The 19,743-nt window shown below is 63.4% G+C and carries 21 protein-coding genes; 15 read left to right on the forward strand and 6 right to left on the reverse strand.

The annotated features are described in order from the left end of the window. The 12 genes from HYR72_25960 to HYR72_26015 all read left to right on the forward strand — a co-directional run. Positions 1–844: DUF1254 domain-containing protein (locus tag HYR72_25960; GenBank protein MBI1818443.1), on the forward strand; the 844-nt coding region annotated here is incomplete at its 5' end. Between the two features lie 66 nt (positions 845–910). Further along, on the forward strand, positions 911–1,930 hold the full coding sequence (locus HYR72_25965) for a haloacid dehalogenase-like hydrolase (GenBank protein MBI1818444.1): 1,020 nt from the start codon (positions 911–913) through the stop codon (positions 1,928–1,930). A 42-nt stretch (positions 1,931–1,972) separates the two neighbouring features. Further along, a complete protein-coding gene (locus HYR72_25970) occupies positions 1,973–2,704 on the forward strand; it encodes a hypothetical protein (protein ID MBI1818445.1) in 732 nt (243 codons plus the stop codon). A 324-nt stretch (positions 2,705–3,028) separates the two neighbouring features. Continuing rightward, positions 3,029–3,436, forward strand: a complete 408-nt coding sequence (locus HYR72_25975; GenBank protein MBI1818446.1) for a hypothetical protein — start codon at positions 3,029–3,031, stop codon at positions 3,434–3,436. Positions 3,437–3,687: 251 nt separating this feature from the next. Beyond that, the gene (locus tag HYR72_25980; GenBank protein MBI1818447.1) at positions 3,688–3,993 is read left to right on the forward strand and encodes a hypothetical protein; all 306 of its coding nucleotides are present in this window, start codon (positions 3,688–3,690) and stop codon (positions 3,991–3,993) included. 129 nt (positions 3,994–4,122) lie between these two features. Further along, complete coding sequence (locus HYR72_25985) at positions 4,123–4,506, forward strand: DUF3302 domain-containing protein (protein MBI1818448.1); 384 nt, start codon at positions 4,123–4,125, stop codon at positions 4,504–4,506. A 343-nt stretch (positions 4,507–4,849) separates the two neighbouring features. Then, positions 4,850–6,001, forward strand: coding sequence for an HlyD family secretion protein (locus HYR72_25990; protein ID MBI1818449.1), 1,152 nt, complete (start codon positions 4,850–4,852; stop codon positions 5,999–6,001). Positions 6,002–6,030: 29 nt separating this feature from the next. Then, positions 6,031–7,500 (forward strand): efflux transporter outer membrane subunit, encoded by a 1,470-nt coding sequence (locus tag HYR72_25995; protein ID MBI1818450.1) that lies wholly within the window; start codon positions 6,031–6,033, stop codon positions 7,498–7,500. Between the two features lie 128 nt (positions 7,501–7,628). Next, positions 7,629–8,414, forward strand: a complete 786-nt coding sequence (locus HYR72_26000) for a hypothetical protein (GenBank protein MBI1818451.1) — start codon at positions 7,629–7,631, stop codon at positions 8,412–8,414. Between the two features lie 40 nt (positions 8,415–8,454). Beyond that, complete coding sequence (locus HYR72_26005; GenBank protein ID MBI1818452.1) at positions 8,455–9,180, forward strand: two pore domain potassium channel family protein; 726 nt, start codon at positions 8,455–8,457, stop codon at positions 9,178–9,180. A gap of 34 nt (positions 9,181–9,214) precedes the next feature. Further along, positions 9,215–9,562, forward strand: a complete 348-nt coding sequence (locus tag HYR72_26010) for a hypothetical protein (GenBank protein MBI1818453.1) — start codon at positions 9,215–9,217, stop codon at positions 9,560–9,562. Between the two features lie 168 nt (positions 9,563–9,730). Beyond that, entirely contained in the window at positions 9,731–10,762 is a 1,032-nt protein-coding gene (locus HYR72_26015; GenBank protein MBI1818454.1) for a YncE family protein, read from the forward strand. 22 nt (positions 10,763–10,784) lie between these two features. Here HYR72_26015 and HYR72_26020 read toward each other — a convergent pair whose 3' ends face one another. From HYR72_26020 to HYR72_26045, 6 genes are all read right to left on the reverse strand, one after another. Next, positions 10,785–13,085: a tetratricopeptide repeat protein gene (locus tag HYR72_26020; protein MBI1818455.1), complete on the reverse strand. Its 2,301-nt coding sequence runs from the start codon at positions 13,083–13,085 to the stop codon at positions 10,785–10,787. 26 nt (positions 13,086–13,111) lie between these two features. Next, positions 13,112–13,564 (reverse strand): OmpA family protein, encoded by a 453-nt coding sequence (locus HYR72_26025; protein ID MBI1818456.1) that lies wholly within the window; start codon positions 13,562–13,564, stop codon positions 13,112–13,114. Between the two features lie 38 nt (positions 13,565–13,602). Then, entirely contained in the window at positions 13,603–14,007 is a 405-nt protein-coding gene (locus tag HYR72_26030) for a hypothetical protein (GenBank protein ID MBI1818457.1), read from the reverse strand. Between the two features lie 27 nt (positions 14,008–14,034). Next, positions 14,035–14,523: a hypothetical protein gene (locus HYR72_26035; protein ID MBI1818458.1), complete on the reverse strand. Its 489-nt coding sequence runs from the start codon at positions 14,521–14,523 to the stop codon at positions 14,035–14,037. 104 nt (positions 14,524–14,627) lie between these two features. Further along, a complete protein-coding gene (locus tag HYR72_26040) occupies positions 14,628–15,356 on the reverse strand; it encodes a DUF3313 domain-containing protein (protein MBI1818459.1) in 729 nt (242 codons plus the stop codon). Between the two features lie 256 nt (positions 15,357–15,612). Further along, entirely contained in the window at positions 15,613–16,494 is an 882-nt protein-coding gene (locus HYR72_26045; GenBank protein ID MBI1818460.1) for a MoxR family ATPase, read from the reverse strand. A gap of 118 nt (positions 16,495–16,612) precedes the next feature. Here HYR72_26045 and lpdA point away from each other — a divergent pair, with 118 nt between their 5' ends. Genes lpdA through HYR72_26060 form a run of 3 tightly spaced genes read left to right on the forward strand, consistent with a single transcriptional unit; the run spans position 16,613 to position 19,740 of the window. Next, positions 16,613–18,028: a dihydrolipoyl dehydrogenase gene (lpdA, locus tag HYR72_26050; GenBank protein MBI1818461.1), complete on the forward strand. Its 1,416-nt coding sequence runs from the start codon at positions 16,613–16,615 to the stop codon at positions 18,026–18,028. A 24-nt stretch (positions 18,029–18,052) separates the two neighbouring features. Next, positions 18,053–18,976 carry an ABC transporter ATP-binding protein gene (locus HYR72_26055; GenBank protein ID MBI1818462.1) on the forward strand — a complete coding sequence of 308 codons (924 nt, stop codon included), beginning with the start codon at positions 18,053–18,055 and terminating at the stop codon, positions 18,974–18,976. Further along, positions 18,973–19,740, forward strand: coding sequence for an ABC transporter permease (locus tag HYR72_26060; GenBank protein ID MBI1818463.1), 768 nt, complete (start codon positions 18,973–18,975; stop codon positions 19,738–19,740). Before HYR72_26055 ends, HYR72_26060 begins: the two co-directional genes overlap by 4 nt. Positions 19,741–19,743: the final 3 nt, after the last annotated feature.

A 19,743-nucleotide genomic window follows, 5' to 3' on the forward strand; every position in this document is an offset into this window, starting at 1 on the left:
GCATGCAGATCGATTCCACAGTAGTACTGATGTTGCGTGGTGTAGAATCTCATCGAGGTCTCCTCCTTCGTGGGGTGAGTTGTTTGCCACAGCCACCGTACCCCGAAGGGCCACGGAGGCGGAGGCCTTGATGAGGATCAAGTGGGTGAACCCGGAGACCTACTTCGACGAGCTGCCCGCGGTGCTGAAGCAGGTGCCGGTGTTGCCGGGCGAAGAAGCTCTTTACGGTCAAATCAGCGCGGTGTTCGAGGCCGCTGCAAAAGACCCGGCAATCAAGCAGGCACTGGTTGAGTCCTTTGTCGCCGCCGAAAAGGAACTCGTCGAACCGCTTTGGCAGTGGCGTTACAACGGCGTAGCCGCCGGCAACGGTTGGACCACCTTGAAGAACGGCGCGGAGTTTGGCGCGGACTACTTCACGCGGACCGCCACCGCCTATACGAACATCTATGTCAATGTGCCGCCCGAAGCCGTGTACTTCTACAACGACAATGACAGCAGCGGCACACAGATGAACGGCCAGAACCTGTATGCGGTTACTTTTGCCAAGGGTCAGTTGCCGCCGGTCAAAGGCTTCTGGTCGGTGACGCTCTACAACGATCACCACCTCTTCAACGCCAACCCGCTGCAGCGCTACTCGCTCGGCACGAAGAACAAGACGCTGCAATACAACGCGGACGGCTCGCTCACGCTCTATGCCGGTGCAACGTCTCCCGGCAAGGACAAGGAAGCCAATTGGTTGCCGGCACCTAACGGCACGTTCTCGCTCTACCTGCGCGGCTATTGGGCCGACAAGGCGATGCTGGACGGCACCTGGACGCCGCCCACGATCAAGATTGTGCAGTGAGCAATCCAAGAAATCGCTCAGACGGCGAGGAGGATTGCCCAGCGTTCGACGACGAAGGAGGCTCAGATGAAATCGGCCGTTACTCGCGATCGACCAAGGCATGCACTGGCACTATTGCTGTGTGCGCTACTACTCGGCGGCGTGCGTGCGCACGCCCAGACGGACCCGCTTCCATCGTGGAACGACGGTCCGGTCAAGAAGGCAATCATCGATTTCGTGCAAGCGACCACGGACCAGTCCAATCCGAAGTTCGTGGCGCCGGAGGCGCGCATCGCCGCATTCGATCAGGACGGCACCACTTGGGTCGAGCAGCCGATGTATACGCAGGTGGTCTATTGCCTCGAGCGGGTCCACGCGCTGGCGCAGAAGAAGCCCGAGTTGAAAACCGTCGAACCATTCAAGGCCGTGCTGTCCGGCGACCGCGAGGCGATGGCGAAGTTCACAATGAAGGATCTGGAGAAAATCCTCGGCGCTACGCTTACCGGCATGACCGTGGAGGAGTTCAATGAGGAAGTGAAACGGTGGCTCGCCTCCGCCAAGGACCACCGCTACAAGCACCTGTACACCGAGCTGACGTATCAGCCGATGCTGGAAGTGATGAGGCTGTTCCGCAACCACGGCTACAAGACCTACTTCGTCACCGGCGGCGGCCAGGACTTCGTACGCGTCTACGCCGAGCAGGTGTACGGCGTCCCACCTGAGCAGGTGGTCGGCACCGTGGGTGCGACGCAGTTCGGGTACGACAAGAGCGGCAAGCCGATCCTGACCAAAGTGCCGAAGCTGCTGCTGAACGACGACAAGGCCGGCAAGCCCGAGGGTATCCACATGATGATCGGCCGACGCCCGGTCGTGGCGTTCGGTAACTCGATCGGTGACAAGCAAATGCTCGAGTACACCGGGGCGGGCGACGGCGCGCGCCTCATGCTGCTGGTGCACCACGACGACGCCGAGCGCGAGTACGCCTACGGCCCGAAGTCCAAAGTAGGCACGTTCCCCGACGCCCTCATGGCCGAAGCGAAGAGCAAAGGTTGGATCGTGGTCAGCATGAAGAACGACTGGAAGAAGATCTTCGCCTTCGAAAAATAGTCATCCGTCAACCCACCAACAAACCGCAGAAGGGAACCAACCATGAAACCAACCACCCAAAACCTTACTCACTTCCTGCTCAAAGGAGCGATGGTCTGTGCCGTCGCCCTGGCCGGAGGAAATGCCCTCGCCGTCGAGCCAAACGCGATCACGGCCATCGACATCCTGCTGGAGCCGGATGCCGTGATGATCCAGCACGCGACCGACACCAACGACCGTCTGCTCAAGGTATTTCCGAAGGGCTTCGCGCTCGATGCCTCCCACCGTCCCCACATCACCTTGGTGCAGAGATTCGTCCGCACCGAGGATCTCGATAAAATCTATGCCGCTGTCGGCAAAGTCTTCGCCAGCGCCAATGTGACCGGCCTGAAGCTGGAAGCCTTCAAATACTATTACATCCCGGACAAGGACCTGGGTCTCTCGGGCATTGTCATCAAGCCAACCCCGGAATTGCTCGCGCTGGAGCAAAAGGTGATCGACGCCGTGACCCCGTTCGCGGCAAAAGCCGGAACCTCGGCCGCGTTCGTCACCGGCGACACTCCCGAGATCAACCCGTTGCTGATCAAATATGTTTCGGAGTTCGTGCCGAAGTCTTCCGGCAAGCATTACCGTCCACACGTCACCACCGGCCTTGCCCCACGGACTTACCTCGACAAAATGCTCAAGGAACCGTTTGCGGCGTTCACCTTCTCGCCAGCCGGCGCGGCGGTTTACCATCTTGGCCACTTCGGCACGGCGGCGGAGAAACTCAAGCAGTTCGAGTTGAAGCCTTGAGAGCATGAAGAATGGAAGCGCATCTTCGCGTTCGAGCAGTGAGGGTCCGTACGGAACGGATCGTAAGCTCAAGAAGGTTCTCTAGGTGTCGCGATGCTCAAGGTCGATGAACAATACCGAGATCACGAAATCTCGAAATAGCGGAAGCACGAAGGAGATTTCGGTCTCGCGGTTTCGAGCTTTCGGGGTTTCGTGATTCTCCAGGCTTTAGAGATGGGTCGCTGTTGTTTGAAGATGTGATGCGAACTTCCGAGATGACACACGGTTAGAAGTGGCGCAGCAAAGCGATAGCGGGAGGGCATGACGATGAAAGGAATCTGCGTGATGACGGCGGTACTGATCGGCCTCACCGTTGTAGCGGCGAGCGCAGCGCCGGGACAGCAGCAACAAATTCCACCCGGCTGCGCCCAGATCGTCGCCGTGCTGGAGCAAGGTGGCGGCAGCCTCAGCGCTGAGGAGGTCGCGAAGAAGACCAGCACGGACGTGGAGACGGTGCGCAACTGTACTGACCAGTGGCGGGCCACGATGAAGGATGCGAACGCTCCGAAGGGTGGTGGGGGCGCCGCGCAACCCATCGCCGCAGGCTGCGCCAAGATCGTCGCGATTCTGGATCAGGGCGGTGGCGGCCTGAGCGCCGATGAGATCGCTCGGAGGGCCAGCACCGATGTCGAGACCGTGCGCAACTGCACGGATCAGTGGCGGAGCAAGATGAGGAATGGCGCGAATCCGTAACCACCGCCGCCTGTGGTTACCTTCAAATCGAAAATAATGAACCACAGAGGCACCGAGAACACAGAGGTGTGATACGGAGAATCAGACCTGGACGGCTTTCACAGGAACCTGATCCGAATGATGCTATTCGCCGACGACATGACAGCTCTGACATCCTTGCCTCTCAGTGCTCTCGGTGCCGTCGGTGGTGAGATCTTTTTTCGGATCAGGGTTAACGGCGACCATTGCAACTCAACAACAGGAGGTGATCGATGTCTCGCAAACTTGTAACCCTCTCGGCGGTCGGCGCTCTTGCCACAGTCGTGCTGGTGGCCTCAGCTTACGCCGGAGAGGCGAAGAGCAAGAAGTACGTGTGGGTACCACCGGTCAACGTCACCCAGGCCTTGAACATCAACCTGGAGACGAAGGCGACTAAGGCGCTGCTCAAGAAGGCCGACGAGCAGTGCATCGACGCGGACTGCAAGAAGCAGGTGGCGGCGTGCCGCAAGAAGCTCGCAACCTGCGTGATCGTGCCGTCGAAGGAGTCGGTGCACGAAATGCAAATGGAGCACAACTGACGCTCGTGACTCGAAAGAATTCTCACCGCAGAGAGCGCCGAGACGCAGGGGGCGAACGGAGAGGCGAGAAATCTCCGGAAAATTCTTCTCTGTGTCTCGGTGCCTCGGTGGTGAATCGGCTGTCTTGCCATGCTCGGGTTTGACCTCGACTTCTGGGACTACGCGACGTTCGCCGCGCTGGCCGTGCTTATCGGCGCGTTCGGTACGGTGGCGGTGCTCATCGCCGGTCTGCCCGGGCGGATCGCGATCGCTCGCAAACACCCCGACGCCGAGGCGGTCAAGATCATGGGCTGGGCCGGGCTGCTTTTCGCCGTGCCGTGGATCCAGGCCTTCATCTGGGCGTTCAAGCCGACCGACATCGTCGACATCCGCCGCTTTCCGCGCGCGGAGCGCATCGCCGTCGACGAAGAGATCGCCCGCCTCCAGGGTGCGACCGCACCGGCGCAAGGGAAGGCATCGAGCGATGTGACGTCCAGCGGCAGCCATCGCCAACCGCCAGGCGGAGAATCATGAACCACAGAGGCACCGAGGACACCGAGATCTGCCCCAGAGAATCGCGTGGAGCCTCGTCCGTCGGCAACCTCACGGGAATGAAGTTCTTCACCTCTATCAGCCCGTTGAAAAACCCTGCATGCTTCGAGACGCGCCTGTCGGCGCTCCTCAGCATGAGCGGTTCTCCCCTTCTGCCACAACACTTTCCCGCTCGCCCTGAGGAGGCGCGACGCGCCGTCTCGAAGGGCGGCGCCCTTCTTCAACGGGCTGTTATGCAACAACCTCTGAGATCCTTGTCCTCTGTGTTCTCGGTGGCCTCTGTGGTGAGATCCCTGTCCTCGGGTCGCGGTTAGCCGGGCGTTGCATGGTTCCCGCGCTGCTGATTTCCGTCTTCATCGCCTTTCTCTTCTGGCTGATCTTCTTCAAACTCAAGTGGCTCCAATTCAGCATCGCGTGGGGCGTCGTCTCGGTATATTTCGCGCTGCATCTCTTGCTGGTGTTTCTCGTCGGCCTCCGTTTCGTTGCCCCCTACTCGACCGACGCGAAGGTGATTCAACACACCATCCAACTGGTCCCGCGGCTGTCGGAACCAACGCTGGTCACCGCGGTGTTGGTCGAGCCCAATGTGCCGGTCAAGAAAGGGCAGCCGCTGTTCCAGTTCGACCGCCGCCCCTACGAGTACAAGGTCAGCCAACTCGCCGCGCAACTCGCGCAAGCCACGCAGAACGTCCTCGTGCTCAAGGCCGATCTCGAAGTCGCCACGCAAAAGGTGGCCAAGACCAAGGGCGAGCTGGAGTACGCGAAGGAGCAGCAACAGCGCACGCAAGCCCTCGCCAAGAAGGGCGCCGGCTCGGAGGAGGACGCGCAGAAATGGATCGCGCAGTTGCGCATCGCTGACGCCGGCGTGAGCGAAGCGGTTGCCGAGGCGGCGCGGGCGCGGCTGAAGTACGAATCGCAAGTCGGTGGCGTCAACACCGCGGTGGCCAGCGCGCAAGCCGAACTCGCTCAAGCGCAATACTATCTCGACAATACGACGTTGGTGGCGCCCGAGGACGGCTACATCATCAACCTGCAAGTCCGCCCCGGCATGGTGGCCGGCGACTACCGCATCGGCGCGATCGCGTCGTTCATCTGCGACGCCGATCGCTACCTGTTGGCGGCCTACGATCAAGAAGTTCTCAAGTACGTGCAGGCCGGGCAAGCGGTGGAGGTCGCGCTGAATCTGTACCCGGGGCAGATTTTCAAGGGGAAGGTCGACAGCGTCTGGAAGGCCAGCGGCATCGGACAGCTCTTGCCGAGCGGCACGCTGCCCACCTTCAACCCACTGCCGCCGGACATCCCGCAGGGGCGCTTCGCGGTGCGCATCGCGCTCGCCGGTGAAGACCCGTCGAAGTTCCCGATCGGCGCGCAAGGCGCCGCCGCGATCTATACCGGCGGCGGCGGCTTCGCGGCGCTGCGCCGCATCGGCATCCGCAGTTACTCGTGGCTCAACTGGCTCTATCCCATTCCATTCTGATGCGACGCGCCGTTCTGATGCGACGCGTGATGACGCGATGGCGTGCGCGCGCTTGGCGAGGACATGTGGCGTCCGTCGTCGTGGCAGCCGTGCTATCCGGCTGCCCTCTTGCTCCACCGCCGCAGCACACCGACGTGTTGGAGCATGCCTTGCCGAAAGACACGAGCGTTCCGCCGGCTTGGAGTGCCACTGCCGGCGGCGACGAGGTGAGCGGCGACTGGCTGAAGTCGTTCGACGATCCGCGTCTGGACGCCGTGGTCGCTGAAGCGATCGCCAACAACCTCGACTTGCGCCAAGCCGCGGCGCAGGTCGAGATCGCGCGGCAGAACATCGTGATCGCCGGCGCCCGGCTGCTGCCGCAGATCGGCGCGCGCGTCGGCGGCGCCATCACCAAAGCCGAGGGTCAGGCCGGGACGTTCAAGAGCAACGACGAGTATCTGGCCGCGGCCTGGGAGATCGACGTGTGGGGCCGACTGCGCGCGCAGCGTGCCGGCGCTCGGGCAAGCTATGAAGGGAGCGCCCTCGACTACGCCTTCGCGCGGCAATCGCTGGCGGCGACCGCGGCGCAGAGTTGGTACCTCGCCGTCGCCACGCGTCAGCTCGTGGCGCTCGCCCGCGAGAGCGTCGCGTTGTTCAGCGAGCTGCTCGAGCTGGTGAAACTGCGCCGCACCGCCGGCAAGGTCGGCGATCTCGACGTCGCGGAGGCGAGCGCGAACCTCAATGTCGCCGAGAGCCAGGTCCGCACCGTCGAAGGTCTCTACGCCGACGCGCGGCGCAATCTGGAAGTGCTCATCGGACGCTACCCGGCGGCCGAACTCGAAATCGCCGAGACCTTCGCGCTGCTGCCGCCGCCGGTTGCCGCCGGGATGCCTTCCTCACTGCTCGAACGACGGCCCGACCTCGTGGCGGCGGAGCGCCAAGTGTTGGCGGCATTCCGTACCCAGGAAGCCGCGCGGCTGGCGCTGTTGCCGTCGATCGGGCTCGTGGTGGACGGCGGGCAACTGAGCAGCGGAGTGCTCTCGTTACTGCGGCTCAACCCATGGCTGGCTCACGGGGCGATCGGCATGGATCTCCCAATCTATCAGGCGGGATCGTTGCGCGCGCAGATCAAGATCGCCACCGCGCAGCAGGAACAAGCGGTGGCGCGCTACGGCGCGGCGGTGTTGACGGCATTCCGCGAAGTGGAGGCCGCGTTGACCAACCAAGAATTGTTGGCGCAGCGCCTGCAGTACGAACAGCGGGCGCTCGGCGATCGCAGCGAGGCCGTGCGAATCGCCAAGCTGCGCTATCAAGCCGGAGCCATCGACCTGCTGTCAGTGTTGCACCTGCAAGCCGAACAGATCGCCAGCCAAGGCGAGGTCATCAAGCTGCGCAGTGCGCAACTCGCCAATCGCATCCAACTGCACCTCGTGCTCGGCGGCAGCTTCGACGCTCAGCCCGCCGCGCAGCAGCCGAGCCCGGCACCAGAGTCTACACTCGGCCTCACAACCACGGAGTAGCGTTCGCCGAGCGCGAAGGAGCGCCGTATGTTATGCGCACCGGGAAGCGAGGCTGTGGCCGTCATGGTTGACCCGCAGCCCAGGCGCTTGCTACCTAGAACTCAAGACAACCAACGAGGAGCCATTGTATGAAGCCTATGCGTTCGTTCGTAGTCGCGATGCTCTGCTGTTTCACTGTTGCCGCTGTCTCTGTCGGCCGTCTGTGGGCCGCGGATGGGCCGGTGCTGCCACTACCGGCTGAGGATCAGCAGGAGATTACCGCTCGACTCGGGGCTGGCGTGGTGGGTCAGGCGCTGCCGAGCAATCCCATCACCAACCCCGCCGTCTACTTCCCGCTGCAGGAACGGTCGCTGACTTACCTGGTCACGGCCGGACCGAACGCCGGCAACACGCAGACGCTCAAGGTCGCGAAGCGCAACCGGCCCAACGGAACGCCGGCGTGGCGCTTTGGCATCTCGCCCACACTCAACGGCTTCATCAGCCAGAACGCCGCGGGCGATTTCATGATGCCCTCGGTGGCCGACTCCGACCACGATGTCTTGGTGATCACGACGCCGCCGAACCCGTTCGTCATCAACGGCATCAAGCCGGGCGAGACCCGAACGTTCTCGCAGACGGTTGCGGTGAACTACCTCGACGATCCGACGAGGCAGGACTACTCAGGAAACCTGAACGGCTCGTATACGTACGTCGGCACCTACCAGGTGACCGTACCAGCGGGAACCTACCAGGCGGTCCTGATGCGCCTCAAGTATGAGGGCAAGGTCGGGCCTGCCCACACGCAGGACACCGCGTACTATCTCTTCGCTCCGCAGGTCGGTGTGGTGGCGATGGTCACCCAAGAAGACGTCGAGGCCTTCTGGATCATCCACATTGATTCGAAAATGGGAAAGGTGCTGGCCTCCACCAACTGAAGCCGAGGCAGTCCGCCAACGCAAGTGAGGTGAGGTGGCGATGCCCAGGCCCGCGGACGGACAATCGGCGAAGGGAGGACAGCCGGCAGCCGCCACCGCCCGAGTGCTCCGCGGGCGCTTCACCGGGCTGACGATCGTCTTGGTGGTCCTCTTCTTCCTCCTGATCACCGTCAGTGATGTCGAACTCCGCGCGCTACTCATCGACCTAACTCTTTCCGTGCTGATGCTGTTCGCGATACGCAGCGTCGGGCGCCGCGTGCGCGTAGCCACGGCGGCGCTCGCTCTGCCGACCTTCATCTGCCAATGGACCTTGCATCTCCCCCATTCTCCGATCCCTCATTCCGTCACCTTCGCCTTCACAATGGCATTCCTCGCGTTCCTGACCGTGATCGTCTTGATCACCGTCCTCTCTGAGCAAACCATTAGCGCTGACACGATAGTCGGCGGCGTGTGCGCCTACCTCTTGCTGGGAGTGACGTGGGGCTTTGCCTACACGCTGCTGGTATCGGTGTCGCCGGATGCGTTCACAATTTCTCCCGCCCTTGCGGCGGCGGCCCATTGGGAAACGTCGACAGCGCCGAAGTCGCCCCTTATGCAATACTATAGCTTCGTGACGCTCTCGACCTTGGGGTATGGAGATATGTCGCCGTTGAGCGCTGCGGCGCGATCGCTCTCGGTGGCGGAGGGCTTGTCGGGCCAACTGTATCTGGCGGTGCTGATCGCCCGCTTGGTGAGCGGGCACGCGGCGGGACTACACAAGCAATGAAGCGCAAACGAACGAAATCAGGGAGGACACGCGGATGAACAACACAGGTGATCGTACCGGCGATTTGTCGAGGGGCACGGCGGCGATGCTGGTGGCCCTGCTGGCGAGCGCCTGCGCCAACACGTTGGTGCAGAATGCGCCCTCAGCCATGCAGACCACAGAGAGTCGCGCCCGCTTCGAACTCAACTGCCCGACCGTGGAGGCCACGGTGCTGTCGCAGAAACTCGTCCAAGGGTTTCGCTTCGAAGGGACGGAGTACACCATCGGCGTGCGCGGCTGTGGACGACAAGCCGTGTACGTCACCTATTGCCGCGACCAAAGCGACTGCAACGCCCTGTCGCAAACCGGTCGCACCAGCGAGCTAAAGAATCTCGCTCCGTAAGGGGCTTCGCTCAAAATGGAGCAATCTCCGCGCTCGTCATTCCGGCGAAAGCCGGAATCCAGGATCGAACCACACGTCCCCGCCTGGATACCGGCTTTCGCCGGTATGACGGACAGACCGCCGGGATTTTGTGCAAACCCTTCGCAAGCGATGACAAATGGAGGGACTGTGAAATTTGCAGATTCGTTGATGAGCGCGACGCCACTCGTCGGCGCAGCGATGCTGCTGCTGACCGGCTGCTCCGCCATGTCGCAGCTATCGGGTGGTGGCGGTGTGGTGTCCAGCGCGGTGATTGCATCGATCCCGGTGGGAGAAGGCCCTACCTTGCTCGCGCTCTCTGCCGACGGCTCTCGGCTCTACGCCGCTTCCAATTCGCAGTTTTCGGTGATCAACACCGCGGGCAACGCCGTGATCGCAACGATCTCGATCGATCCGTATCCGGCCGGGCTGGCGCTGACACCGGATAGTGCCCGAGCCTTCGTCACCAACCTCTTTGCCGTGAAGCTGACGACGGTAGACTTGGCGATCAATGCGGTCGACTCACCTATCCAACTGTTCGCCAGCCTTACTCGCGGCGGATTCGGTCGCGTCAGCGTGTCGCCGGACGGCACGGCCGCCTACGTCGTGAACGGGGCGAACCAAGCGATGGCGGTCGTCGACACTGTCACACCCGACACCGCGAGTCTGATGATGGATATGCAACCGGTCGATGTCGCGGTCGCACCCGACGGACGCACCGCCTACGTCGCCGGGTGCAAGAACTTTTGCGCCACCGGTACCGTCGAGGTGTTGGACACCACTTCTCGGCTGGTTACCACCTCGTTCGCCGTGGGACCGAAGCCCTATCGCATCGTCCTTTCGCCGGACGGCAAACGCGCATACACCACCAACCTCGGCGGCCCCAGCGTGTCGGTAATCGATCTCGCCACCAATCAGGTCACCGCCACCGTGCCCGTGCCGATCGAACCGACCGGGCTGGCGCTATCGCGCGACGGGGCACGGATCTACGTGGCGAGCCAAATGGCGGGAACGATCACGGTGATCGATGCCTCGACCAACAGCGTGCAAGCGACAGCGAAGGTGGCCGACAACGCCCGCGAAGTCGTCGTCGCCGCGGACGGGCGGCGAGTGTACGTGTCCACGTTGCACTCCGTGATCGTGGTCGACGCTCAGTCGTTAGGTGCGGCAAGTACGAACTGATGAAACCGGTTGGCGTTCGCGTTCAACGGGGTTGCGAATTCACGGGTGCGTCTGCATTCGCGCTGAGCTGATTCACGAGGTGCTTCGCGCTCGGGTCGTCGGGGGCGACCGCCGCTAGTCGGCGCGCATACTCCAACGCGGCGTCGCGCTTGCCCGCGTCGCGGTTGATCGTCGCCAACGCCAACAGCAACTCGCGATCCGTTGGATGCCGCGCTGCTGCGGTGGATAGCGCCACCAGTGCGCGTTCGGTCTGTCCGCTCGAGTGCAGCGCCACGCCGAGCACGTAGCCGAAATGCGGATCGTCCGGACGCAGCGTTGCTGCGCGCTGGAGTGCGTCGATTGCTTCAGGCAGCCGCTTCTGACGGGCCAACAGCAGACCGAGCGCGAGCTGCAGCGCCGCGTCGTCGGGCGCGGCCGCGATCCCGGCGCGCAGCAGCCGCTCGCCGTCCGGGTCTCGCTGCTCGATGCGATAGAGATCAGCCAAGTTCACATAGGCCGGCGTGTAACTCCGCTGCAACGCGATCGCGGCGCGAAACTCCGCCTCGGCCTGCGGCCCCTGGCCTTGTTCCGCGAAAAGCGTACCGAGATTGGTGCGCGCTTCCGGACGGTCGGCATCGACGCGTTGCGCGGCGACATACTCGGCCGCGCCGCGATCAATGCGTGCGCGCAGCGACTCATCCAGATCGCCCGCTGGCACCGTCGCAAGCTGGCGCGCTGCCTCGATGCGCACGGCGCGCAGCGGATCGTCCAACAGCGGCGTGGCCAGCTTCACGCGCTGGGGCGGCGGGATCGCCTCCAGCGACGCCAGCGCGGCGCGACGAACGAGCGCATCGTCATCGCGCAGCGCGGTCTCGACGGCGCCCGCAGTGGCCGGGCTCACGCGCAGCAGCCCCAGCGCGGTGGCGCGGGCGATTCCCGGCTGCACGGTGTCGGTCACCAGTCGGCTGAGCAGCGCGGCGGCGTCGGGGTTCCCGGTCCGCCCGGCGTGCAACGCGCGCGCGTAGGTCTGATAGCCAACGGGGTCGTGCCCGTACCACTCGCGCACGCGATCACGCGCCCATTCGGCGCTGCGCTCGGTGTGGCACTGCGTGCAGGCATTGGGCGTCCCAATCTCGACCGACAGATCGGGGCGCGGCACGCGCAGACTGTGGTCGTGGCGCGGATCGACAATCATGTAGGTGCGGGTCGGCATGTGGCAGCTCGTGCACTTCGCTGCGCTCGAGTTGGCGGGATGGAAGTGATGCGCCGGGCCATCGTATTTCGCCGCCAGATGGCATTGCGCGCACACTGCGTTGCCTTCGGCGCGCAGCTTCAGGCTGTGCGGCTCATGGCAGTCCGTGCAGCCGACACCACTGCGATACATGCGGCTCTGCACGAACGAGCCGTACTCGTAGACCTCACCATCGATCTGACCGTCGGCGTAGTAGAGACCCGGCGTGAGCAGCGCGGGAAGGTATGCGTCGAGCAGCGGTTGGCCAGGCCGGTATTCGTTGCTGATGACGCTGCGCCGCGAGTGGCATGGGGCGCAGACCGTGATCGTCGCCTGCGCATGAGCTGGAGATGCCGGTCGCGCGTTGCCGGTCTGCGCATCGATGGTCCACCGTGTGTCGCTTGAGCGAGCGAGTCGGACGCTTAGGCCATAGTCGGATACCGAGGGATCTTTCCCCGCTGTCGCCCACGCCAGATGCCGAGCGCCGGGGCCGTGGCAGGCTTCGCAGGCGACGTCGATTTCGGACCACGTAGTCGCGTAACGGTTGGCGGCGGCATCGTAGTGTTTGCGCAGGTTGGTCGAGTGACAGGCGGCGCATTGGTAGTTCCATGTTTGGTCCGCACCGGTCCAATGCAGCGGGTCGCCGGGTACGATGCGTTCGTTGGGATACAACGCGAACCAACGCGGACCGCCCGACGCGCTCGGACGGGTGTCCGCGGCGAGGGTCAAACTCTGCAACCGGCCGCCGGGGAACTCGACGAGGTATTGCTGCAGCGGCTCGACGCCAAAGGTGTACTTGATCTCGAAGGTCGCCGGTTTGCCGTCGGGGCCCTCGGTGCGGACGAAGAACTTTCCATCGCGTTGGAAGAACTTCGACGTGATTCCAGAGTGCGACAGCGACGCATCGTGGAAATTGCCGCGGACCGTCTTGGCGTCGGCGACTTGCATCGCGCGTTTGTGATTGGAGCCACGCCACGCCTGAGCCTGCGCGGCGTGGCATGGCGTGCAGGCCGTGCTGCCGACGTAACCCGCGGCCGCGTCTGTGGCGGTCGACGGTGGTGCCGCGGTGGCCGTAGTGCCCGCGATGAGAGTGAGCGCTGCGACTAGGCGCAGCCACGTCGCCGCTGCGCGGCCGGCTGTCACCGGACTGTGACTTCCACGCGTCGGTTGTTACGGCGTCCTTGCGTCGTCGCATTCGTCTCGGCGGCGTAGGCTTCGCCGAAACCGGTGGTGACGATGCGCGACATCGCGATGCCTTGAGAGTTCAGGGAGGCGGCCACATTTGCGGCCCGCTGGCCGGCGAGGTTCTGATTGTTTGCTTCGCTGCCGGTCGAATCGGTGAAACCCTGCACGTTGAAGCTGGCCTGCGGATAGGGTTGCATCTGCTGCACGAACCAGCGCAGTTGGCGCTGCCCATCGTCGTCGATGGCATCGCTGCTAACTGCGAAGTACACCACTGCCGCGTATTTCTGCGCCTGCGCATGCGCCAAAGTCTCTTGCTGTTGGTTGAAGCGCTGTTGCGCTTCGAGCTGCTCTGTCTTCTGTTCGTAGGAGCGTTGATACGCGGAGGGACAGCCGGCGAGGATCAGCATCGCGCAGGCCGCAACTGCAATGGCTCTCGAGATCGTCGTCATTTGTTGGCCTTCACTTCGTACACCGCGATCACCTCTTCGACGGACAACACTCCGTCCTTGTTGCGATCCGCGGTCTCGAAATCCAACTCACGGACGCGCTCGAACTCGTGCAGGCTGATCCGCCCATCGCCGTTGCTGTCCGCATTCTTCATGTCGTCGGGAAAGGTGAGCCGAGCGATCTCCTCGGCGCTGAGGAACCCGTCCTTGTTCACATCGGCGCGGTAGAAGACTTCGATGATGCGGACATCGAACTCCTGGCGATCGACGACGGCGTCATGGTTCGTGTCGGTTTCAGCGAACGCGGCACGCGGGTCGTACTTCTGCGGAGTCTCCTCGGCGCGGGCTGCGCCGGCGGCGCTGAGGAATCCGGCGGCGAGAACAAGGATGCAGGTCGAGCGCATGACGGTCTCCTTCGCGGTCACTGCCGACTACGCCGGCTGAATTGCCCAGGTGCCGTCGGCCTGACGGCAGGCGGTGCCATACGACGACTGCGGCTCGCCGCCGATATTGATCGTCTGCTGGTATTGGCGACAATACTGTCCGTTCTGCTGATAGGTGCGGGTCGGCGTGATCGAACCGGAGTTCCCCGTCTGCGCATTCTTCCACACCGATGCTTGACCGGCAGCATTCTGCTCAAACGCCTGCGTGGCCGCTTGCGCGGCCATCTGCTTGTCGCGGTCGTCGAGCTTGTGCCCGACGACTCCGCCGAGCGCACCGCCCATCAACGCGGCGCCGACGATCATGGCCGGACTAGCGCCGGCGGCCGCCGCGATCCCGGCGCCGAGGCCGGCGCCGAGCAACCCGCCCAACATGGCCTTCGGGTTGTCCCCATAGGTCTGCTTCATCGTCGCGCAGGAACTCACGACGAACGCCAGCAGAATAATCGGCGCCACTTTGCGAATCGCACTACGGGGCATGGGCTTCTCCAATCAATCTCGCTCCAGTATCCCGACGGCGGAACGCTCGATCTCGTGACCACCTGAGATCGAGCGCCGCTCGCCGTTTCGGGAGGGAGTACTCTTCAATTGCTGGCCGGTGCCGTTCCGGAGGTGAGGCTGGAGAGGCGCGTGGTGATCATCTCTGTCCACTTGTCCGCGACTCGTTCGGCATCGCCCCACTGCCACGTCGCCGCGGTTGCCATCGACCCGCCGCCGACGCGCTGGTCGTCCCCCGCCGAGAGCAAGGTGCCGTTCACGGCGTCGGTCACCTTCGCTTCAGCCCGCGCTCCACCAACGAACGGGTAGGTGTCGGTGGCGATGTACTTGAGCGTGGCCAGCACACGCGCCTGCGGTATGAGCATCGAGACGGTGCGTAAGACCGGCGTCGCAGTCTCCGCATCGATGAGCGCCACCTGGATCCGCATTACCCCCGGACCAGGTTGATCGACGATTTGAAACTTCGTTGCCAACTGCTTCTGCAGCGACTGGTAGAGGTAGTTCGTGAGCGCTTGCTGATCGGCGGTCGACACCTTGGTGGTGTCGCCGCCCCAGAAGGTCACGGGATCGATGAGGACCTTGCTGTACTGCTTCCACACCACCGACGTGTTGATGTAGCGCATGTTGGCCTCACCCTTCGCTCCCGGGGTGAGCATGGCGCAGATGCTGGGGCCCAAGAACGGGCACGTGCCTGTGGCCTCAGGCTTCACCTGTGTGGTGGCCGAGCAACCCGATAGGACTGCGACCAGCGCTAGGCCCGCCACTGCAAACCGCACCCGCGTGCGCCGACTCGGTTCATTCGTATCCATGCTCATCGTTCATCCCTCCTCAAAGTAGTTGGGCGCCGTCCAATGGTGGCGCGTGGTGAGATCCTCTTAGCAATTCACGCCGAAGTCTGGAAGATATGCGGAAACTTTCCGGAAATCCTTCCGGTAGTCACGAATGCCCCAGCCAATCATTGGCGCCGAAGTCCAGAAGGCGGCGAGGAAGTTACCGGAAATATGGATTCGATGCCCCGCATCCCTAAGCACGCTCACCGGAAGCGCCGAGCTTGACTCCCGTCAGTACTCGTCACTGATTATAGCGCGGTCCGAGATCTTCCCACTTCTTCGGGTAGCGGCCGCCCTTGGCATCGTGCTGTTGCAGCGCGTCGACATCCTGCTCCTTCTTGAGCAGGGCACCGAGGAACGGGATGTGGGTCTCGATCTTGTCGCGGCTGATGCCCGAACGGATCAGCGCGCTGATCCAGTCGATGAGTTCCGAGGTCGACGGCTTCTTGCGCAGCTCGTTCTGCTCGCGCAGCCAGTAGAACTTGATCAGCACCTGATCGAGCAGCTTGGCATCGAGATGCGGATGGTGGACGTCGATGATCTTGCGCATCAAGGGCACGTCGGGGAACTCGATGTAGTAGAAGATGCAGCGGCGGAGAAACGCGTCGGGCAGTTCCTTCTCGTTGTTGGAGGTGATGATGACCACCGGACGGTGTTTGGCGAGAATCTCCTCGTTGGTCTCCAGGATGCTGAAGCGCATCTCATCGAGCTCGCGCAGCAAGTCGTTGGGGAACTCCAAGTCCGCTTTGTCGATCTCATCGATGAGGAGCACGTGGCGTTCGGCCGCGTTGAAGACGCTGCCCAGCGGGCCGAGCTTGATGTAGCGGCGAATGTCGGCGACATCGCCGGTGCCGAAGCGGCTGTCGTTGAGGCGCTGCACCGTGTCGTACACGTAGAGCCCATCGGCGGCCTTGGAAGTCGACTTGATGTGCCACGACAGCATCGGCATCCCGAGTCCGTCGGCGACATGCTTGGAGAGCACCGTCTTGCCGGTGCCCGGTTCCCCTTTGAGCAGCAGCGGGCGTTCCAGCGCGATCGCGCAGTTGACCGCGTCGACGAGTGGACCCGAGGCGATGTATCCGGACGTGCCTTGAAAGCGATCGAAGCCGTTCGATTTTTCCATCCGCCAACCACTACCGTTCCGCCGCCCGTTGATCAATCCCTGCGCGCGGTGGTACCGCTGTCCTGAGGGAACGGCGGCGACACTACCCAAACCGATCGACCTGCTATAGTGCGGCGCCATGGCGGATCAATCTGATGGTGGTGCCTTCGATGTCATCGTGATCGGCGGCGGGCCGGGCGGCTATGTGGCGGCGATTCGTGCGAGTCAGCTCGGGTTGAAGACGGCGGTGATCGAGCGCGAGCACCTCGGCGGCATTTGCCTCAACTGGGGCTGCATCCCGACCAAGGCGCTGCTGCGCACGGCGGAGATCCATCATCTGCTCCAACACCTCGACGACTTCGGCTTGAGCGCCAGCAACGTGCACTTCGATACGCAGAAGATTGTCGCGCGTTCGCGCGCCGTCGCGGCGCAGTTGTCGCGTGGCGTCAGCCATCTGCTGAAGAAGAACAAGGTGATCGTGTTCGACGGTCAGGGTCGGCTCGATGGCCGCGGCGTGGTGGCGGTGGAGAAAGAGGGCCGGGCGGTGGCCACGCTGCGTGCCCCGCACATCATTCTCGCCACCGGTGCGCGCGCCCGTACGCTGCCGGGTCTGGAGCCGGACGGTGCACTGATTTGGACATACAAGGAAGCGATGGTGCCCGCGGCGATGCCGCGCTCGCTGCTGGTCGTCGGCTCGGGCGCCATCGGCATCGAGTTCGCCAGTTTCTATCGAGACATGGGCGCCGATTTGACCGTGGTCGAAGTGCTGCCGCGCATTCTGCCGGTCGAAGACGACGAGATCTCCGGCGTTGCGCGCAAGACGTTCGAAAAACAGGGCATGACGATTCACACCGGCGCTACGGTGCGCACGCTGGCGCCGGGTCGCGATCAGGTTGCGGTGACAATCGAATTGGCGGACGGCAAGAGCACGACGATCACGGTGGACCGTGTGATTCTCGCGGTTGGCATCACCGGTAACGTGGAAGGCATCGGTATCGAGCACACCGGCGTCGTCGTTGAGAAGGGGCACGTCGTCGTTGACGAGTGGTGTGCAACCGGCGAGGCGGGCGTCTACGCCATCGGCGATGTGGTCGGCCCGCCGTGGTTGGCGCACAAGGCGAGTCATGAGGGCGTGCTCTGCGTCGAGAAGATCGCCGGTGTGGCCGACGTCCACTCACTGGACGTGTCCCGCATCCCCGGCTGCACCTACTGTCGCCCGCAGATTGCCAGCGTTGGACTCACCGAGCAGCGCGCGCGCGAGTTGGGCCGCGACGTGCGCGTGGGCCGCTTTCCATATCTGGGGAACGGCAAGGCGATTGCGCTGGGCGAACCGGAAGGGCTGGTCAAAACGATCTTCGACGCCGCCACCGGCGAATTGCTCGGCGCGCACTTGATCGGCGCCGAGGTTACCGAACTGATCCACGGCTTCGCCATCGCGATGAACTTGGAGACTACCGAAGCCGAGCTGATGCAGACCATCTTCCCGCATCCAACCCTGTCGGAGACGATGCACGAGTCCGTGCTGGCGGCGTACGGGCGGGCGATTCATGTGTAACGCACCGGACCAAGCTCGAATCCGATGATCATCGAAGCGCGCGCAGTTTCCAAACACTTCGGCGAGCGGATCGCTGTCGACCGACTCGACCTCACGGTGCCGGCGGGCGCGTGTTTCGGGTTACTGGGGCCGAATGGGGCAGGGAAGACCACGACGCTGCGGATGCTCTACGGCGTGACGCAGCCGACCGGCGGAACGATTCGCATCTTCGACCTCGACATCGCGCGCGAACCGCGCGCGGTGCGGGCACGGCTGGGCGTGACGTTGCAACAGAACGTCTTCATCGAGTCGCTGACGCCGCTGGAGAACTTGCGCGTGTTCGGCCGTTTTCATCTGCTGCGCGAACCTGAGCTGTCGCGGCGTAGTGACGAGCTGATTGATTTCCTCGAACTGCGCTCGCACGCCACGGTGCCGGTACGCTTTCTCTCCGGCGGGTTTCAGCGGCGGTTGGCAATTGCCTTGTCGTTGATGAATCGGCCCGAGCTGTTAATCCTCGATGAGCCGACCACCGGCCTTGATCCCGCCGTGCGCTTGGCCTTGTGGTCGCGCGTGCGCGAGTTGCGCGCGCACGGCACCACGGTGTTGCTGACCACGCACTACATGGACGAGGCGCAGCGCTTGTGCGATCGCGTCGCGATCATGGCCAATGGCAAGGCCATCGGCGAAGGCGCGCCGGCGGCGCTCATCACCACGCACCTGGCGCGCGAAGCGGTCGAGGTCGATTGCGCGCCGAGCGAAGAGGCCGCGCTGTTTGACGGCATACGCACGCCGTCGCGCCGTGTGCGCGCGGGCAATCGACTGATGCTGTATCTCGACGACGCGACCGGTCTGGCCGAGCACATCCGGCGCCGCGACGGCGGCGATCAGCGCGCGCTGGTCGTCCGGCCGGCAAATTTGGAGGATGTGTTTCTCAAGCTCACCGGCACCAGCCTGGAGGGCGGCGCATGAGCCTGTCGGTCCCCCATGCGTTGGCGGTATGGCAGCGCAACGCGACAATGTATCGCCGCACTTGGAAGTGGAACATCCTGCCCAATTTCTTCGAACCGGTCTTCTATCTGATGGCGATCGGCATTGGCGTGGGGGCGTACATCAACCAGATCGGTGGCATGTCGTACGCCGCGTTCCTCGCTCCGGGGTTGGTGTGTGTGGCGGCGATGAACGGCGCGAGCTTCGAAGTGACGTACAACATCTATGTGCGACTGATGTTCGAGAAGGCGTACGACGCGATGCTGACGACGCCGCTCGAACCCGACGACGTGCTCGCCGGCGAAGTGCTGTGGGCCATCAGTCGGGCGTGCGTGTACGGCGGCTGCTTCTTCATCGTCGTCGCCTTGTGGGGCCTGGCCCCGCTGCCGTCGGCACTGTTCATTCTGCCGATCATCCCGCTCGCTGGCTTGCTGTTCGCCGCGGTCGGCGTCACCTTCTCGCTGCGCATCCAAGTGATCGATTTCTTCAGCTTCTACTTCACGCTGTTTCTGACGCCGTTGTTTCTGTTCTCCGATGTGTTCTTCCCGCTCAAGGAGCGCCTCTCCGGAATCTGGTTGTGGGTGGCGGAAGTCTTGCCGTTGCTGCACCCCGTCCGGCTGGCGCGCACTGCGTTTCGGGGCGAGTTCTCACTCGTCGTACTGTGGGACGTTGCGTACATCCTGGCGCTCTCTGCGCTACTGCTTACCGATGCGCGCCGCAGCATCCGGAAGCGGCTGACGAGCTAAAGG

The sequence above is a fragment of the Deltaproteobacteria bacterium genome, assembly GCA_016178705.1.
Classification (GTDB): Bacteria; Desulfobacterota; Binatia; order HRBIN30; family JACQVA1; genus JACOST01.

Bases quoted from the DNA above. Each gene is read 5' to 3' on its own strand.
- HYR72_26025 (MBI1818456.1), bottom strand. From the start codon at position 13,564: ATGCTGATCCTCGCCGGCTGTCCCTCCGCGTATCAACGCTCCTACGAA.
- HYR72_26030 (MBI1818457.1), bottom strand. From the start codon at position 14,007: ATGCGCTCGACCTGCATCCTTGTTCTCGCCGCCGGATTCCTCAGCGCC.
- HYR72_25995 (MBI1818450.1), top strand. From the start codon at position 6,031: ATGACGCGATGGCGTGCGCGCGCTTGGCGAGGACATGTGGCGTCCGTC.
- HYR72_26005 (MBI1818452.1), top strand. From the start codon at position 8,455: ATGCCCAGGCCCGCGGACGGACAATCGGCGAAGGGAGGACAGCCGGCA.
- HYR72_25980 (MBI1818447.1), top strand. From the start codon at position 3,688: ATGTCTCGCAAACTTGTAACCCTCTCGGCGGTCGGCGCTCTTGCCACA.
- HYR72_26035 (MBI1818458.1), bottom strand. From the start codon at position 14,523: ATGCCCCGTAGTGCGATTCGCAAAGTGGCGCCGATTATTCTGCTGGCG.
- HYR72_26010 (MBI1818453.1), top strand. From the start codon at position 9,215: ATGAACAACACAGGTGATCGTACCGGCGATTTGTCGAGGGGCACGGCG.
- lpdA (MBI1818461.1), top strand. From the start codon at position 16,613: ATGGCGGATCAATCTGATGGTGGTGCCTTCGATGTCATCGTGATCGGC.
- HYR72_26040 (MBI1818459.1), bottom strand. From the start codon at position 15,356: ATGAGCATGGATACGAATGAACCGAGTCGGCGCACGCGGGTGCGGTTT.
- HYR72_25990 (MBI1818449.1), top strand. From the start codon at position 4,850: ATGGTTCCCGCGCTGCTGATTTCCGTCTTCATCGCCTTTCTCTTCTGG.
- HYR72_25970 (MBI1818445.1), top strand. From the start codon at position 1,973: ATGAAACCAACCACCCAAAACCTTACTCACTTCCTGCTCAAAGGAGCG.
- HYR72_26060 (MBI1818463.1), top strand. From the start codon at position 18,973: ATGAGCCTGTCGGTCCCCCATGCGTTGGCGGTATGGCAGCGCAACGCG.
- HYR72_25985 (MBI1818448.1), top strand. From the start codon at position 4,123: ATGCTCGGGTTTGACCTCGACTTCTGGGACTACGCGACGTTCGCCGCG.
- HYR72_26055 (MBI1818462.1), top strand. From the start codon at position 18,053: ATGATCATCGAAGCGCGCGCAGTTTCCAAACACTTCGGCGAGCGGATC.
- HYR72_26045 (MBI1818460.1), bottom strand. From the start codon at position 16,494: ATGGAAAAATCGAACGGCTTCGATCGCTTTCAAGGCACGTCCGGATAC.
- HYR72_26000 (MBI1818451.1), top strand. From the start codon at position 7,629: ATGAAGCCTATGCGTTCGTTCGTAGTCGCGATGCTCTGCTGTTTCACT.
- HYR72_25965 (MBI1818444.1), top strand. From the start codon at position 911: ATGAAATCGGCCGTTACTCGCGATCGACCAAGGCATGCACTGGCACTA.
- HYR72_25975 (MBI1818446.1), top strand. From the start codon at position 3,029: ATGACGGCGGTACTGATCGGCCTCACCGTTGTAGCGGCGAGCGCAGCG.